Genomic DNA, 15,785 nt, shown 5'->3' with positions numbered 1-15,785 from the left:
ACAATGGTCGCCATGTCGGAGGACCGGAGGGCTGAGGGGCAGCCCGTGCTGTCACCGTGGGACATGGCCAGTGGGGCGTTCATCGCCTGGCGTTCGGGGGACGCCGGCGCGATGGACGAGCTGGTGACCGCGATGACGCCGGTGCTCTGGCACGTGGTGCGGGCCTACGGGCACGACCGCCAGTCCGCCGAGGACGTGGTCCAGGCGACCTGGTTGGGCTTCGTACGCCTCCACGAGACGATCAAGGACCCGCAGGCGGTCGCGTCCTGGCTGATCACCTCAGCCAGGCGCGGCGCAGCCGCCCACGCCCGGACCGCACGCCGGGCGGCTCCGGTGCAGGACGAGACGCTGCACGCCGCGCTCCCGCACGCGGAGTCGGCCGAGGCCCTCGCCGTGCTCGACGACGAGGCGTCCCGGCTCTGGGGTGCCGTGGCGTCCGTCGACGAGCGGTGCCGCAGGCTGTTGCGGGTCGTCGCCTTCATGGACCGACCCGACTACCAGTCGCTCAGCCAGGACCTCGACATGCCCGTGGGGAGCATCGGTCCCACCAGGGCCCGCTGCCTGGCCAAGGTCCGGACCGCCCTGACGAAGGGACGCGAGCGATGACTGCCGACGACGCCGCCCTCCTCGAGGAGCTGCGTGAGATGTGGATGGCGCACGACTCGCCCCCGGCGGACCTCGTGGCGACGATGATCGCCGCGGTGGCCGCGGCCGGCCTCGACGACGAGTGGGAGGTGCTCGTGCTGATGCGCGACTCCGCCGACGGTCCGGCCGCCCCGGTGCGGGGGCTCGGCACGTCGCGCATCCTCTACTTCACCGCGGCCGAGGGCTGGTCCCTCGACGCGGAGCTCGACGAGGGCCAGGTGCGCGGGCAGTTGGTGGACTTCGACGGCGACCTGGGGTCCGTGGAGGTCGTGGTCGAGACCACGGACGGCCAACGATGGGTCACGCCGCTCGACGAGGTCGGCTTCTTCGCGTTGCGGGCCGAGCCGACCGGGTCGCTCCGCTTCACCGTCCGCCACGGTGACCACGCGGCCAGCAGCCGCTGGGTCGAGCTGTGAGGCCGTAGGGCCGATCAGGCGTAGGGCTGCCGCAGCTCCCGGAGGGGGCCGACCATCGGGTCGGAGTCGTGGACCGCCCGCGCCAGCACGGCGTCGCGCGCGTCGGCCGAGGACGCGCCGGTCGCGCTGATCTCCCGGGCGATGAGCCCGGCCACGACAGGAGCGGCGAACGACGTCCCGCTCCACCGCGCCAGGCCCGTGCCGAAGACGCGGACGTCGCCCTTGTCGGGGGACTCGTGGCACACGAACGTGCCGTCGGGGAAGGCGTTGACGACGTTGCGGCCGAGGGCGTAGACGTCCGCGGAGACCCCGAAGTTGGAGAACTCCGACACGCGGCCGTCGCGGTCGAGCGAGCCCACGCCGACGCACCAGTCGAAGGCGGCCGGCCAGAACGGGGCGGCCCAGGAGTCGTTGCCGGCGGCCGCCACGAGGACGCAGTCCCGCCTGCTCAACCGGGTGCGGTGGAAGGTCTCCAGCGCGATCGAGGGCAGGTCGAGCCTGGTGCGGCAGCCGGCCGACAGGTTGATCACCTGCGGGTCGTGGGCGAGCGCCTCCTCGAGCTGCACGACGAGGTCGGACTCGAGGACCCCGCCTCCGCCGAGGCCGCCGACGGCGAACCCCTCGACGAACACCCTGGTCAGCGGCGCCAGGCAGCGCACGACACCCGCGATGAAGGTGCCGTGCCCGGCGTAGGGGCGCAGGTCCGGGCCATTGAGCTCGTCGTCGCCCTCCACCCCGGCCAGCCACGGCGTCCGCGGGTCGGTCGCCGCCGGCGGGTGCCAGCCGGTGTCGACGACCACGACGCTGACCTCCTGCCCCTCGGGCTGCGGCGCCTGGGGCGGCCACGGCTCGGTGAGGCCGGTCTCCTGCGGCTCGATGGCCGGGCACGTCGTGCCGCCGCCACCGCCGGGGGAGACGTGCACCCAGTGGTCGGGCGACGCGGCACCGCGGCGGAGCCCGCCCTCCTCGAGGAGGTCGAGCACCTCCGGCACGGACTGGCCCTCGCGGCGCTCGGGCAGCACGTAGCGCACGAGCTCGTCGTCGAGCAGGGAGACGTCGTCACGTCGGAGCTCCCCGCTCAGCACGCGGTCGCCGAGCCGGGCCACGGTCGACTCGAACGCCTCGACGTCCGCGGCCCGCACCAGCACGCGGTCGGGGTGGAACAGGTAGGTGAAGTCCGCCGGCGCCTCGGTGTCCCAGGCCACCTGGCCGTCGTTGGCCTCGGCGAAGGCACGGAGCTGGTCGGTGCTGCGTCGTCGTCGGTCGTCGCCGATCTTCCAGTCGCCCATGGCCCGACGCTAGTCCCGCCGCGTCGCCACGGGGGCGGGTTCGGGCACAACGGTGCGCACATCGGCGAAGATGGACCGACCATGATGACGCGGGGCGAGGCCGAGGAGCTGCTCAGGACGCTCTTCACCGATCCCGACGCCGCCCACAGCCGTGCGTGGGACGAGCTGGTGCCGGACCCCGATCCGTTCGTGTGCTCCATCGGGCACCAGGTCATCGGCATCGTGGTGCGCGACCGCGGGGAGTCGGAGGAGGCGCTGGGGCACCTGCGGACCGCGCTGCGGCTGGCTCGGCGCTCGCTCGACCGCGGACGCGCCGGCGACGTGAGGGCGACACTGGGGGCGACGCTCGCCCTGCTGGGTCGCGTGGACGAGGGCCTGTCGCACCTGGACCGCGCCGTCGAGGAGCTCTCCGGCCTCTCCCTCGCCCGAGCCCTCGTGCGACGGGCCAGGATCCTCGGCTACGTCCTGGCCCGCTACGAGGACGGCATGGCCGACCTGCGCCGGGCTCGCGCGATCTTCGCCCACGAGGGCGACCAGGTCTGGGAGGCACGCGCGCGCAACCTCGAGGGTCTCGCGTACGTCTCCGTCGGTGACCTGGGGGCCGCCACGTCCGCCTTCGAGGAGTTCGGCCGTCTCTCCGCGTCGCTGGGTGACCGATGGGCGGAGGCGACGTCCGTGCACAACCTGGGCTGGGTCGCCCAGGTCGCGGACGACCTGCCCGTCGCCCTCGCGCGCTACGCCGAGGCGGGTGCGAGGTACGACGCGCTCGGGATGACGAGCGTCGAGCTCGTCACCGACCAGTGCGACGCCTTCCTGGCCGGGGGCCTGGCCCGCGACGCCCTCGCGGTGGCGGAGCAGGCACTCGCGGCCCGTCCGCTGCACCTGCCCGAGCGCGCCGACCTGCTGGTGTCGCTGGCCGACGCGGCCCTCGCGGCGGGCGACATCGAGCGGGCCGTGACGGCCGCCGACGAGGCGTCCCGGCTGCTGCGTGGCCAGGGGCGTGACGCCCACCGCGTGCGTGCCGACCTGCTCGCCCTGTCGGGACGGGTCCGGCAGGGACGGACGAGCAGTCCGCTGCTGCGCCGCGCCGAGCGGCTCGTCGAGCAGGCTCGGGCCGTGCGCGCGCTCGAGCTGCCGCAGGTCCTGATGCTCGGAGCCCGGATCGCCCGCTCGGTGCGCTCGGCGCGCGCCGCCGCCCTGGCCGAGGCGTGGCTGGCGGAGGCGGCGTCCTTCCGGCACGCCCGCACGTCGGCCGAGCGGGCGCTCGGCTGGCTGGGCCAGGCGTGGCGCGCTGAGCTGGCGGGCGACCCGGGCGCCGTGCTGCGCGCCTGCGACCGGGGGCTGGCGGCCCTCGACGAGCAGCGCGCGACCCTCGGCAGCCCAGAGCTGATGGCGGTCTCGTCGGGCCACGGCGCCGAGCTCGCCGAGCTGGGGGCGAGGACGGCGCTCGCCTCGCGCGACGCGCGGCGCCTCCTGCGCTGGTCCGAGCGCTGGCGCGCGACGGCACTCGCCGCGCCGCCGGCGTCATCGGGGCACGACCCGCAGACCGCGGCCGACCTGGCCGCCCTGCGGACCCAGCACAAGCGCCTCGCCGAGGCGCGGGCCGCGGGCGAGCCGACCGATCGCACCGAGGCCCGGGCCGCCCGGCTCGAGCAGGGCGTCCGGCAGCGGCTCCTGCAGGCACGGGGGTCGGGGACCGGCGTGTTCGCCTTCGACGTGGGCGAGCTGCTCACGGCGCTCGCCGAGGACGACGCGGTCCTCGTCGAGCTGACCGAGCTCGACGGCCTGCTGCACGCGGTCGTGGCGGGGCGTGGTCGCGTACGGCACCTCGTCGTCGGCGAGGCCGCCGCAGCCGCCACAGCGGTGGACTTCTCGCTGTTCACGCTGCGCCAGGCGGCCCGGGGCCGCCGTGCGCAGATCGACGCCGCCGGTGCCCGCCTGCAGCGGGCGCTGCTCGGGACAGCCCTCGACGGAGCGGGGGAGTCCCGCGTCGTCGTGTCCGGGACCAGCGCGCTGCAGGGCGTGCCGTGGGGGCTCCTGCCGGACCTGGCCCACCGACCCGTCACCAGCACGCCGTCGGCGCGGCTGTGGCTGCGAGCCCGGGCGGCGCAGCCCGTCGCCGGCGACCGCCGCGTGATGGTCGTCGGGCCCGGGCTGGGCAGCGGCGGCGCGGAGGTGCCGGCCGTCGCCGCGGAGGACCCGCGTGCCGAGGTGCTCGACGGTGACGCCGCGACGGTGGCCGCGGCGCTGGAGGCCCTGGACGGCGCCGCCCTCGCCCACGTCGCGGCGCACGGGCACTTCCGCGAGGACAGCCCGCTCTTCTCCTCGCTCACGCTGGCCGACGGGCCGCTCCTGGTGCACGACCTGCAGCGACTCGACCGTCCGCCGCACCGGATCGTGCTGTCGGCGTGCGAGTCGGGGGTGCTGCAGCCGGTCGGCGACCAGGAGTTGCTCGGCCTGGCGGCCGCGTTGCTGTCGATGGGCACGGCGGGCGTCGTCTCGAGCCTGGCGGAGGTGGACGACGCGGCGACCGTGGAGGTCATGGTCGCCCTGCACGCCCGCCTGCGCGAGGGCGGCGGGCTCGGCGACGCGCTGCTCGCGGCGCGCGAGGCGGCCGGCACCGATCCCGTCCTCACCGCCACCGCGGCGTCGTTCACCGTGCTGGGCACCTGACCCGTCAGGGAGCGGCGACCCTCACCGGGTCGGTGGCGTTCTCGCACCGGGCGAGCGTGCAGCGCACCACCGACGCGGTGCGCCTGCCGTTGACGCGCAGGAGCACCGTGCCGGGCGACTCCCACCCCCACCCGCCGAACCAGCCGGTCGTCCACGTCGCGAGCCTCGTGCCGCGGACGGTGCGCAGGTGGATCTCGCCGGGCCCGACCCCGTCGGTGAGGATGTGGAAGCTCAGCACCTGCGTGCCGTCGGGGGAGAAGGCCGCCACGCGCTGGCGGCACGACCTCCACAGCGTGGTGGCGAGGTCGCTGAGCCGGACCAGCCGGCTGCACCCGCCGAGGTACGGGTCCTCGGTGTAGGTCACGAACAGGTCGTGCTCGATGCTGGCGGGTCCGGACAGGCCGCGCGTCAGCGTCCGCACGCGGTCGGACCCGACACGCCACCACGCGGTGCGGCCGGCCGTCCGCACGAGGACCCTGCGGTCGTCGGCTGTCAGGACCTCCGGGTAGCCACGGAACGTGCGCGAGGCGACCTCGGCGCCGTCGGTGGCCGACCGCACGGTCACGGCCGCCCGGCGGCGCCCGAGGTCCCCGACCGTCACCAGGCGCGACCCGTCCTCGCTCAGGAGGGCGTCGAGCGCCTCGAAGCCGACGAGCACGGTGCCGACGGTGCCGTCGGCCCGGACGCGTACGACGCGCGCGCCGCGCTGCTCGCCGACCCTCGTGGTGCGCCACGTCGCTGCCAGCCACGCTCCGTCGTCCGACGCGCCCAGGACCCGGGCGTCGTCGCCGGGCAGGTCGATGCGCCGGTCGCCGTCGACGAAGACCCCGTCGTCGACGTGCGGGACGGCGACGTCCGCGCCCCGCGGCAGCTGCTGCGGCTGGAGGTCGACCGTCGGAGCGGCCGCCTCCGCGGGCGCGGCGAGGGCGGCGGCGGTCGCCAGCACGGCGGTCAGGACGGTCAGCGGTGTGCGGCGCATCGCGGTTCCCCCCGGGGGTGAGTGCCTGTCGTCGTCGAGGAGACGTCCGACGCCGGCGCGTGGTTGCCGCGACCACCGGGCCAATCTGGTTCGCGGTGCCCGCGCGCCCGCACCTATCCTTGCGCGCATGACCGGCCGCCTCCTCCGCATGTCGACCCTGTTCGTGCGCACCCTGCGCGACGACCCCAACGACGCCGAGGTGCCGAGCCACAGGCTGCTGGTGCGCGCGGGCTACATCCGGCGCAACGCGCCGGGCATCTACACCTGGCTGCCGCTCGGCCTGCGCGTGCTGCGGAAGGTCGAGGGCATCATCCGCGAGGAGATGGACGACATCGGCGCCCAGGAGCTGTCGTTCCCGGCGCTGCTGCCCAAGGAGCCCTACGAGGCCACCGGACGCTGGACCGAGTACGGCGACAACATCTTCCGGCTCAAGGACCGCAAGGGTGCCGACTACCTGCTCGGCCCGACGCACGAGGAGATGTTCACCCTCGTGGTCAAGGACCTCTACTCCTCCTACAAGGACCTGCCGCTCTCGATCTACCAGATCCAGACCAAGTACCGCGACGAGGCGCGCCCCCGCGCCGGCCTGCTGCGCGGTCGTGAGTTCGTCATGAAGGACTCCTACTCCTTCGACGTCGACGACGCCGGGCTCGAGGAGTCCTACCAGCGGCACCGCGACGCCTACATCCGCATCTTCGACCGGCTCGGCTTCGAGTACGTCATCGTCAAGGCGACCTCCGGCGCGATGGGGGGCTCGGCCAGCGAGGAGTTCCTCGCCAAGGCCGACGTCGGCGAGGACACCTACGTCCGCTGCACCCACTGCGACTACGCCGCCAACGTCGAGGCCGTCACGGTGCGGGCGCCCGCACCGCTGCCCTACGACGACGTGCCGGCCGCGCACGCCGAGGACACCCCCGACACGCCGACCATCGAGACGCTGGTCGCCCACCTCGACGCGGCGTTCCCGCGCGAGGACCGTCCCTGGACGGCCGCCGACACCCTCAAGAACGTGCTGGTCGTGCTGAAGCACCCCGACGGCACCCGCGAGCCGCTGGCGATCGGCGTGCCCGGTGACCGCGAGGTCGACCAGAAGCGTCTCGAGGGGCAGCTCGAGCCGATCGAGGTCGCGCCCATGGACGAGGCCGAGCTGGCCAGGCACCCGGCGCTGGTCAAGGGCTACATCGGCCCGGAGGTGCTCGGCGAGGACTCGAAGTCCGGCATCCGCTACCTCGTCGACCCGCGGGTGGTGGAGGGGACGCGCTGGGTGACCGGCGCCAACGTGCCCGGGTCGCACGTCATCGACCTCGTGGCCGGCCGCGACTTCACGCCCGACGGCACCATCGAGGCCGCCGACGTGCGCGACGGCGACGCCTGCCCCAGCTGCGCCGAGGGCACCCTCGAGTCCGCTCGCGGCGTCGAGATGGGCCACATCTTCCAGCTCGGGCGCAAGTACGCCGACGCGCTCGGCCTGCAGGTGCTCGACGAGAGCGGCAAGCTCGTCACCGTCACGATGGGTTCCTACGGCATCGGTCCCTCGCGCGCCGTCGCCGCCATCGCCGAGGGCACCCTCGACGAGCTCGGGCTGTGCTGGCCGCGCAACGTCGCGCCCGCCGACGTCCACGTCGTCGCCGCCGGCAAGGACGAGGCGGTCGTCGCCGCCGCCGAGGTGCTCGCCCAGCAGCTGAAGGGCGCCGGCCTGGAGGTCCTCCTCGACGACCGCACCGGCAAGGTGAGCCCCGGCGTGAAGTTCAAGGACGCCGAGCTGATCGGCGTGCCCACGATCGTGACCGTCGGCCGCGGGCTCGCCGACGGCAACGTGGAGGTCCGCGACCGCCGCACCGGCGAGCGCGAGGACGTGGCCGTGGACGGGGCGCTGGCGCGCATCACCGAGATCGTCCGGGCCTGACGCCTCCGGCGGGTCGGGGCGACCACCTCGCCGCGACCCGTGCAGCACCGACGCGATCACCTCGCGATCGTGGAGGATCCGGGTCACCACGTGGCCCCGATCCTCCACGATCCGCCCTGCGATCGACCCTGCCGGTCGACGCTTCACGAGCGGCGCCGCCGCGACCAGGACGCGCGACCGGGCCGTACTGCAAGTTTGTGCGTTGCAAGAACGTGCAACTCCGTATCGCTTTCACTACCCCCGAATCGAATGCATGATTGTGCATGTCGCTCCGGCCACCCCACAGGTCCGCGACACAGGGTGATGCTGACCAACCCCACGAGCGGTCCGCGTCCTCGGCCTCTGGGAGAGATCTCGGGACTCTCCCAGAGGCTGAGGCCGCGGGCCGCTCTCAGCGTTCCAGGGACTGCCCGCTCCTGGAGCTCCTGGTCGAGCGACCGTCGCCGCCGGCCGTGCCTGCCGACGGGTACGACGGATCAGCCGAGCTCCGGTGCCCCGGGCCAGGTCGAGGGCGCACCGCCGAGCTCGAGCTGCCAGGTCGCCGACCAGACCGCCTCGGTGAGCGCCCACTCGCGCACCTCCCCGGACGACCGGGCGACCAGCGCGGCGAGCGCCTCGGCGCTCGCGACCTCGAGGGCGAGCGCGGCCCGCTGCAGCTGCGGCGCGCGGAGCAGCGCGCCGTCGAGCTCGTACGCCGCAGCGGCGGCGACCGGCTGCCCACCGGCGTCGCGCACCAGGAGCCGGAGCTGGTCGCGGCGCGCGCGGTGGCGCCGGTAGCCGACGGTCAGCGCGGCGTACAGGGCCGGCGTCGCGGACTGCGAGGTCCGCGCACCGAGCACGCCGTAGGTGTAGAGCGCCGCGTGCTCGTCGGCCAACGTCGACTGCAGTGCGTCGAGGACCGTCACGATCCCGCCTCCCGAACCTGCCGGGCCGTGATCGCGGCGGCGTGCTGCGCGGTGGACCCCGCGATGCTCGCGAGCACCCGCGCGAGGTCGCCGCTCGACGCGGCCACGCAGCCGTGCCGCACCTCGCGCAGCAGCCGCTGCTCCGAGCGCCGCACCGCCGCCAGCGCTGCGGTGTCCCGCGCGGGGATCGTGGGCGGTGCCGGCGCCGGGACGTCGGCGGCCGGGACGGCGTCGGCGAGGAGGTCGAGGTGCGCCGCGTGGGCGTCGGCCACCGGCTGCAGCCGGGACGTCAGGGCGGGGAGGGAGAGGGTTGCAGCCTCCAGCACGGAGCGGGCACGCACGAGCTCGGCGACCACCGTGGCCACGAGCGCGGAGTCCTCCGGCGGCTCGGGCGAGGCCCGCGGGCCCTCCTGCCGCGCCGGCGGGTCGATGTCGCAGGCGGCCAGGACGAGCGGCGCCGCGACGGCCGAGCCCACCGCCGTACGACGGGTCAGCGGGCGTCCGGGCACCCCCGAACCCTAACCGGCCCGGGCGCCAGCGAGGCCCTCCCGGGACGGGACCGGCGCGGTTGTCGGAGCACGGGAGGTGGCGGCTAGGGTGGTGACTGGACAACTGCACAAGGAGGTCGCATCCGATGAGCACCCACCGCCAGGACGGCACCCGGGACCGCATCGAGGCCGAGCTGGTCGACCCCTTGCGTGAGCTCGACCTGGACGTCGAGGCCGTGGAGGTCACCCCGGCCGGCAAGCGTCGCGTGCTGCGCGTCGCCGTCGACAAGGACGGGGGCGTCACGCTCGACGACGTCGCCGACGCCACCCGTGAGGTCTCCCGGGTGCTCGACGAGTCCGACGTGATGGGCGAGATGCCCTACACGCTCGAGGTCACCTCCCGCGGCGTCGACCGCCCGCTCACCCTGCCCCGGCACTGGCGCCGCAACGCCGACCGGCTGGTGAAGGTCACCCTCACCGACGGCACGGACCTCACCGGTCGCGTGTTGTCGTCCACGGAGGAGTCGGTGACCCTCGACGTGTCCGGGGCACGGCAGGAGGTCGCCTACGCCGACGTGGCGAAGGCGCTCGTGCAGATCGAGTTCAACCGCAAGACCGAGAAGAAGGACGACTGATGGACATCGACCTGAGCATCCTGCGCATGCTGGAGCGGGAGAAGGAGATCTCCTTCGAGGTGCTGGCCGAGGCCATCGAGCAGGCCCTGCTGATCGCCTACCAGCGCGCGACGGAGTCCCAGCACCCCGCCCGGGTCGAGCTGGACCGGAAGACCGGTCACGTGACCGTCTGGGCGCGCGAGGTGGGCGAGGACGGCACCGCCGGCCCGGAGTACGACGACACCCCGCAGGGTTTCGGCCGCATCGCGGCGACCACCGCCAAGCAGGTGATGCTGCAGCGGCTGCGCGACGCCGAGGACGAGATCAAGTTCGGCGAGTTCTCCGGCAAGGAGGGCGACATCATCTCCGGCATCATCCAGCAGGGCCGCAACCCCGACGACGTGATGGTCGACCTCGGGAAGCTCGAGGCGCTGCTGCCCGTGAGCGAGCGCGTGCCGGGGGAGAAGTACGTCCACGGCGAGCGCATCAAGTGCCTGGTCACATCGGTGCGCAAGGGCATGCGCGGCCCGCAGGTCACGCTGTCCCGCTCGCACCCGACGCTGGTCAAGAAGCTCTTCGCGCTCGAGGTCCCCGAGATCGCCGACGGCACCGTCGAGGTGGCCGCGATCGCGCGCGAGGCAGGTCACCGCACCAAGATCGCCGTGCACTCCACCGTTCCGGGCGTCAACGCCAAGGGCGCCTGCATCGGACCGATGGGGCAGCGGGTGCGCAACGTGATGAGCGAGCTGCACGGCGAGAAGATCGACATCGTCGACTGGGCCGAGGACCCTGCGGAGATGGTCGCGCACGCGCTGTCGCCGGCGCGGGTCACGTCGGTGGAGATCGTCGACCTCGCGGCGCGTTCGTGCCGTGTCGTCGTGCCCGACTTCCAGCTGTCGCTGGCCATCGGCAAGGAGGGGCAGAACGCCCGCCTCGCCGCGCGCCTGACCGGCTGGCGCATCGACATCCGCTCCGACGAGGCGAGCGACGACTGACCCGCGCCTGCCGGTTCGTCAACGGCTGGGGCACCGGCTAGACTGGACAGCAGTGGCCACCACGTCTGACACCCCTGCGCCCGGACCCGTCCGGACGTGCGTGGGTTGCCGGGCCAGGGCCACTGCGAGCGAGCTGCTGCGGGTGGTCGCAGGCTCGGACGCCGAGGGCCGACCGGCCCTGGTGCCCGATCCCGACCGCCGGGCACCCGGCCGGGGAGCACACGTGCACCCCACGCTGGAGTGTTGGCAGCTCGCGGTGCGACGCCGCGCCTTCCCCCGGGCCCTCCGCTCGGGCGCGACGCTGGCGGCCGCACCGGTGGAGGACCACATCCGAGCGACCAGCGGACCGTCCCCCACCTCCGACCGGCAGGACCAGCACCACACGTCCGGATCACCGCAGCACCGACCAGGAACTGGAGCACGCAGCTCATGAGCACTCGATGAGTAACTCGCGATGAGTGTGCACACCCACTAGCTGATCCGTCCCCCTCTCCTTCTGGGGTCACGGACCAGGAGGAGTAGAAACCAACCGTGGCAAAGACCCGAGTCCACGAGCTCGCCAAGGAGTTCGGAGTCGAGAGCAAGTTCGTTCTCGAGAAGCTCAAGGAGATGGGGGAGTTCGTCAAGTCGGCGTCGTCGACTGTCGAGCCGCCCGTCGAGATGCGCTTCAAGAAGCAGTACGGCGACGAGCTGAAGGCCGCTGCGGCCACGGCTCCCGCCGCCGACACGACGGCGCCCGCCGAGAAGGCCGCCGCCCCCGCGCCCGCCGCGAAGAAGGCCGCGCCCAAGCCCGGCCCGAAGCCGGCCGCCGCCCCCGCTCCCGCAGCGGAGGCTCCGGCCCCCGCGCCCGTGCAGGCTGCGCCGGCCCCCGTGCCGGCCGCCGAGCCGACGGCACCCGCCGCCAGGCCCGGTCCGAGGCCCGGCCCGAAGGCGCCTGCTGCCCAGCCGCAGGCCCCGGCCGCCGCACCCGAGGCTCCGGCCGCTCCGGCCACCCCGGCTGCGCCGGCCGCCAAGGCCCCGTCCCCCGCACCGCGTCCGGTCGGCCGGCCGGGCGCCCCGCGTCCCGGCAACAACCCGTTCGCCTCCAGCCAGGGCATGGGCCAGCGGCCCGCGCCCCGCACCAGCGGCGGCGGCGACGACACCCGTCCGCCGCGTCCGCCGGCCGGCGGTGACGCCCGTCCGGGCATGCCGCGCCCGAACCCGGCGATGATGCCCAAGTCCCCGGCCGCCTTCGGCAACGGTCCCGGCGCCCGTCCCGCGCGCGGAGGCGCTCCGGGCCGTCCGGGTGCCCCGGGCCGCGGCGCTCCGGGCCGTCCCGGTGCCGGCGCAGGCGCTCCGGGCCGTGGTGGCCCGGGTGGCGCACCCGGCGGCTTCGGCCCGGCCGGTGGCGGTCGACCCGGTGGTGGTCGTCCCGGTCAGCGTGGCCAGACCCAGGGTGCCTTCGGTCGCCCGGGAGGTCCGTCGCGTCGCGGTCGCAAGTCCAAGCGCGCCCGTCGCCAGGAGTTCGAGGCCATGGAGGCCCCGACGATCGGCGGCGTGCGGGTCCGCAAGGGCAACGGGGAGACCGTGCGTCTTCCGCGTGGCGCCTCGCTGACCGACTTCGCCGAGCGCATCAACGTCGACGCCGCCCAGCTGGTGCAGATGCTGTTCTCGCTCGGCGAGATGGTGACCGCCACCCAGTCCGTGGGCGACGAGACCCTGGAGCTGCTCGGCGAGGAGCTCAACTACGTCGTCCAGGTCGTCTCGCCCGAGGACGAGGACCGCGAGCTGCTCGAGTCCTTCGACATCGAGTTCGGTGAGGACGAGGGCGAGGAGTCCGACCTGGCCGTGCGCCCGCCCGTCGTCACGGTCATGGGTCACGTCGACCACGGAAAGACCAAGCTCCTCGACGCGCTGCGTGACGCCAACGTGGTCGACAAGGAGGCCGGTGGCATCACCCAGCACATCGGTGCCTACCAGGTCCACACCGAGGTCGACGGCGACGACCGTCGCATCACCCTCATCGACACCCCCGGTCACGAGGCGTTCACCGCCATGCGTGCCCGCGGTGCGCAGGCGACCGACATCGCGATCCTCGTGGTGGCGGCCGACGACGGCGTGATGCCGCAGACGGTCGAGGCGCTCAACCACGCCAAGGCCGCCGGCGTCCCGATCGTGGTCGCGGTCAACAAGATCGACAAGCCGGAGGCCGACGCGACGAAGGTCCGCGGCCAGCTCACCGAGTACGGGCTGATCCCCGAGGAGTACGGCGGCGACGCGATGTTCGTCGACGTCTCGGCCAAGGCCGGCCTCAACCTCGACAAGCTGCTCGAGGCCGTCGTCCTCACCGCCGACGCGTCGCTCGACCTGCGCGCCAACCCCGACCAGGACGCCCAGGGCCTCGTGGTCGAGGCGCACCTCGACCGCGGCCGCGGCCCCGTCGCGACCGTGCTGGTCCAGCGCGGCACGCTGCGGGTCGGCGACTCGATCGTGGCCGGTCCGGCCCACGGCCGGGTGCGCGCCATGCTCGACGAGCACGGCCAGGAGATCACCGAGGCCGACCCGTCGCGCCCGGCCATGGTGCTGGGTCTGTCGGCGGTGCCGGGAGCGGGCCAGAACTTCATCGTGGTCGAGGACGACCGCATGGCCCGCCAGATCGCCGAGAAGCGCGAGGCGCGCGAGCGTGCGGCCATGCAGGCCAAGCGTCGCGTCCGCCGCAGCCTCGAGGACTTCATGGCCTCCATGGAGAAGGGCGAGAGCCAGGAGCTCAACCTCATCCTCAAGGGCGACGTGTCCGGCTCGGTCGAGGCGCTCGAGGACGCCCTGTCCCAGATCGACGTGGGCGACGAGGTGTCGCTCCGCGTGATCGACCGCGGTGTCGGTGCCATCACCGAGACCAACGTCGACCTCGCCGCCGCCTCCGACGCGATCATCATCGGCTTCAACGTCCGCCCCCAGGGCAAGGCGAGCCAGATGGCCGAGAAGGAAGGGGTGGAGATCCGCTACTACTCGGTCATCTACCAGGCGATCGAGGAGATCGAGGCGGCGCTCAAGGGCATGCTCAAGCCCGTCTACGAGGAGTCGACCCTCGGCCAGGCGGAGATCCGCGAGATCTTCCGCTCGTCCAAGGCCGGCAACATCGCGGGCTGCATGGTGACCTCCGGGGTCATCCGCCGCAACGCCAAGGTGCGCGTCCTGCGCGACGGCGCGGTCGTGGCCGACATGCTCGACCTCGCCTCGCTGCGCCGCGAGAAGGACGACGCGTCGGAGGTCCGCGAGGGCTTCGAGTGCGGTCTGGTGCTCCGCAACTTCCAGGACATCAAGATCGGCGACGTCGTCGAGTCCTTCGAGATGCGCGAGGTCCCGCGCAGCTGACGCACGACGGTCCCGCGGGACCACCGGTCGCCCGGTGGTCCCGCGGGCGTCGGGTCGGTGCACGGCCGAGAATTCCAGCCACCGGTCACCCGGTGGCTCCCTCCAGCCAGAGGAAGCAACCATGAGCAACCCCCGCGTCCGCAAGATCGCCGACCGGATCCAGGTGGTCGTCGCCGAGATGCTCGAGCGGCGGATCAAGGACCCCCGCCTCGGCTTCGTCACGGTGACCGACGTGCGCGTCACCGGCGACTCGCAGCAGGCGTCGATCTTCTACACCGTCCTCGGGACCGAGGACGAGCTCGCGAGCACGGCCGCGGCGCTGGAGTCGGCCAAGGGCGTGATCCGCTCGGAGGTCGCCAAGCAGCTCGGCATGCGCATCGTGCCGTCGCTGACGTTCATCCCCGACGCGCTGCCGGAGAGTGCCCGCGCGCTCGACGAGGTGCTCGAGCGCGCCCGCAAGCAGGACGAGGAGGTCGCCGCGCGCCGCGTGGAGGCCTACGCCGGTGAGCCCGACCCCTACAAGAAGCCCCGCGTGGTCGAGGACGACCTCGACGACTCCGAGGACGACCTCGACCACGACCTCGACGACGACCTCGACGGCGACGTGCCGGACCTCGACGAGGACGACCGCCCCTGATGGTCGACCCCGGTCTGGTCGTCGTCGACAAGGACCCGGGCATGACCTCGCACGACGTCGTGGCCCGGGTCCGCCGGCTCGCCGGCACCCGCAAGGTCGGCCATGCCGGCACCCTGGACCCGATGGCGACCGGCGTGCTGGTGCTCGGCGTCGACCGCGCCACCCGGCTGCTCGGCCACCTGATGCTCACCGAGAAGGCCTACGACGCCACGGTGCGGCTGGGTGTCGCCACCACGACCGACGACGCCGAGGGCGAGGTCGTCGCCGAGCGCCCGGCCGGGTCCCTCGAGCCCGGCACGGTGGCGGCCGAGCTCGAGCGGCAGGTCGGCGAGATCATGCAGGTGCCGACCGCCGTGTCGGCGATCAAGGTCGACGGCAAGCGCGCCTACGCCCGGGTGCGCGACGGCGAGCAGGTGGAGCTGGCGGCGCGCCCGGTGACGGTCCACGCGCTGCACGTCCTGGACCACCGGGTCGTCGGCGACCGGGTCGACGTCGACATCTCGGTCCGGTGCTCGAGCGGCACCTACGTCCGCGCCATCGCGCGCGACCTCGGCGCTGCGCTCGGTGTCGGCGGTCACCTCACCGCACTGCGGCGCACGGCGGTCGGCCCCTTCGAGCTGTCCGTCGCGCGGACCCTCGACCAGCTCGCCGAGGACTTCGCCGTGCTGCCGATCGCCGAGGCCGCACGGGCGGCGTTCGCCTCCGTCGACCTCGACGAGGAGCAGGCGGCGCACGTGCGGGTCGGCCGTGCCCTCGACCTCGCCCTGCCGGGCGGAGGACCGCACGCGGTGTTCGCGCCCGACGGCGCGTTCCTCGCGCTCTACGAGTCCCGGGGCGCGCTGGCGAAGCCCGTCGCGGTGTTCGTCTGACGAGCCGCCCCCCGC

General features: G+C 74.0%; 14 protein-coding genes. 10 read left to right on the top strand and 4 right to left on the bottom strand.

What is annotated here, in order from left to right:
* The first annotated feature begins 12 nt into the window (after positions 1 to 12).
* Positions 13 to 606: an RNA polymerase sigma factor gene (locus J3P38_RS02040; RefSeq protein WP_210502524.1), complete on the top strand. Its 594-nt coding sequence runs from the start codon at positions 13 to 15 to the stop codon at positions 604 to 606.
* On the top strand, positions 603 to 1,061 hold the full coding sequence (locus J3P38_RS02035; protein ID WP_210502523.1) for a hypothetical protein: 459 nt from the start codon (positions 603 to 605) through the stop codon (positions 1,059 to 1,061). The genes J3P38_RS02040 and J3P38_RS02035 overlap by 4 nt, the downstream gene beginning before the upstream one ends.
* Positions 1,062 to 1,075: 14 nt before the next feature.
* Here J3P38_RS02035 and J3P38_RS02030 read toward each other — a convergent pair whose 3' ends face one another.
* Complete coding sequence (locus J3P38_RS02030; RefSeq protein WP_210502522.1) at positions 1,076 to 2,350, bottom strand: S8 family peptidase; 1,275 nt, start codon at positions 2,348 to 2,350, stop codon at positions 1,076 to 1,078.
* Between the two features lie 81 nt (positions 2,351 to 2,431).
* Here J3P38_RS02030 and J3P38_RS02025 point away from each other — a divergent pair, with 81 nt between their 5' ends.
* Entirely contained in the window at positions 2,432 to 5,023 is a 2,592-nt protein-coding gene (locus J3P38_RS02025) for a CHAT domain-containing protein (RefSeq protein ID WP_210502521.1), read from the top strand.
* A gap of 4 nt (positions 5,024 to 5,027) precedes the next feature.
* Here J3P38_RS02025 and J3P38_RS02020 read toward each other — a convergent pair whose 3' ends face one another.
* Complete coding sequence (locus tag J3P38_RS02020; RefSeq protein WP_210438207.1) at positions 5,028 to 6,002, bottom strand: hypothetical protein; 975 nt, start codon at positions 6,000 to 6,002, stop codon at positions 5,028 to 5,030.
* Between the two features lie 127 nt (positions 6,003 to 6,129).
* Here J3P38_RS02020 and J3P38_RS02015 point away from each other — a divergent pair, with 127 nt between their 5' ends.
* Positions 6,130 to 7,908, top strand: a complete 1,779-nt coding sequence (locus J3P38_RS02015) for a proline--tRNA ligase (RefSeq protein ID WP_246855606.1) — start codon at positions 6,130 to 6,132, stop codon at positions 7,906 to 7,908.
* A gap of 476 nt (positions 7,909 to 8,384) precedes the next feature.
* On the opposite strand, the gene J3P38_RS18255 is transcribed toward J3P38_RS02015, so the two are convergent.
* Positions 8,385 to 8,813 (bottom strand): DUF4439 domain-containing protein, encoded by a 429-nt coding sequence (locus J3P38_RS18255; protein ID WP_210438206.1) that lies wholly within the window; start codon positions 8,811 to 8,813, stop codon positions 8,385 to 8,387.
* Positions 8,810 to 9,322: a hypothetical protein gene (locus tag J3P38_RS18250; RefSeq protein ID WP_210438205.1), complete on the bottom strand. Its 513-nt coding sequence runs from the start codon at positions 9,320 to 9,322 to the stop codon at positions 8,810 to 8,812. The genes J3P38_RS18255 and J3P38_RS18250 overlap by 4 nt, the downstream gene beginning before the upstream one ends.
* A gap of 125 nt (positions 9,323 to 9,447) precedes the next feature.
* Here J3P38_RS18250 and rimP point away from each other — a divergent pair, with 125 nt between their 5' ends.
* The 6 genes from rimP to truB all read left to right on the top strand — a co-directional run bounded on the left by rimP (position 9,448) and on the right by truB (position 15,770).
* Positions 9,448 to 9,936 carry a ribosome maturation factor RimP gene (gene rimP, locus J3P38_RS02000; protein WP_210438204.1) on the top strand — a complete coding sequence of 163 codons (489 nt, stop codon included), beginning with the start codon at positions 9,448 to 9,450 and terminating at the stop codon, positions 9,934 to 9,936.
* A complete protein-coding gene (gene nusA, locus J3P38_RS01995) occupies positions 9,936 to 10,910 on the top strand; it encodes a transcription termination factor NusA (RefSeq protein ID WP_210438203.1) in 975 nt (324 codons plus the stop codon). Before rimP ends, nusA begins: the two co-directional genes overlap by 1 nt.
* Before the next feature lie 52 nt (positions 10,911 to 10,962).
* The gene (locus J3P38_RS01990) at positions 10,963 to 11,343 is read left to right on the top strand and encodes a YlxR family protein (protein WP_210438202.1); all 381 of its coding nucleotides are present in this window, start codon (positions 10,963 to 10,965) and stop codon (positions 11,341 to 11,343) included.
* A 98-nt stretch (positions 11,344 to 11,441) separates the two neighbouring features.
* Positions 11,442 to 14,264, top strand: coding sequence for a translation initiation factor IF-2 (gene infB / locus J3P38_RS01985; protein WP_210502520.1), 2,823 nt, complete (start codon positions 11,442 to 11,444; stop codon positions 14,262 to 14,264).
* 121 nt (positions 14,265 to 14,385) lie between these two features.
* The gene (gene rbfA, locus J3P38_RS01980) at positions 14,386 to 14,901 is read left to right on the top strand and encodes a 30S ribosome-binding factor RbfA (protein WP_210502519.1); all 516 of its coding nucleotides are present in this window, start codon (positions 14,386 to 14,388) and stop codon (positions 14,899 to 14,901) included.
* A complete protein-coding gene (gene truB, locus J3P38_RS01975; protein WP_210438199.1) occupies positions 14,901 to 15,770 on the top strand; it encodes a tRNA pseudouridine(55) synthase TruB in 870 nt (289 codons plus the stop codon). The genes rbfA and truB overlap by 1 nt, the downstream gene beginning before the upstream one ends.
* The last annotated feature ends 15 nt before the right edge of the window (positions 15,771 to 15,785 follow it).

The organism is Nocardioides xinjiangensis, assembly GCF_017916455.1.
Classification (GTDB): Bacteria; Actinomycetota; Actinomycetes; order Propionibacteriales; family Nocardioidaceae; genus Nocardioides; species Nocardioides xinjiangensis.
The sequence above is the reverse complement of the archived record's forward strand: the minus strand, read 5'-3'. Positions and strand labels throughout refer to the sequence as shown.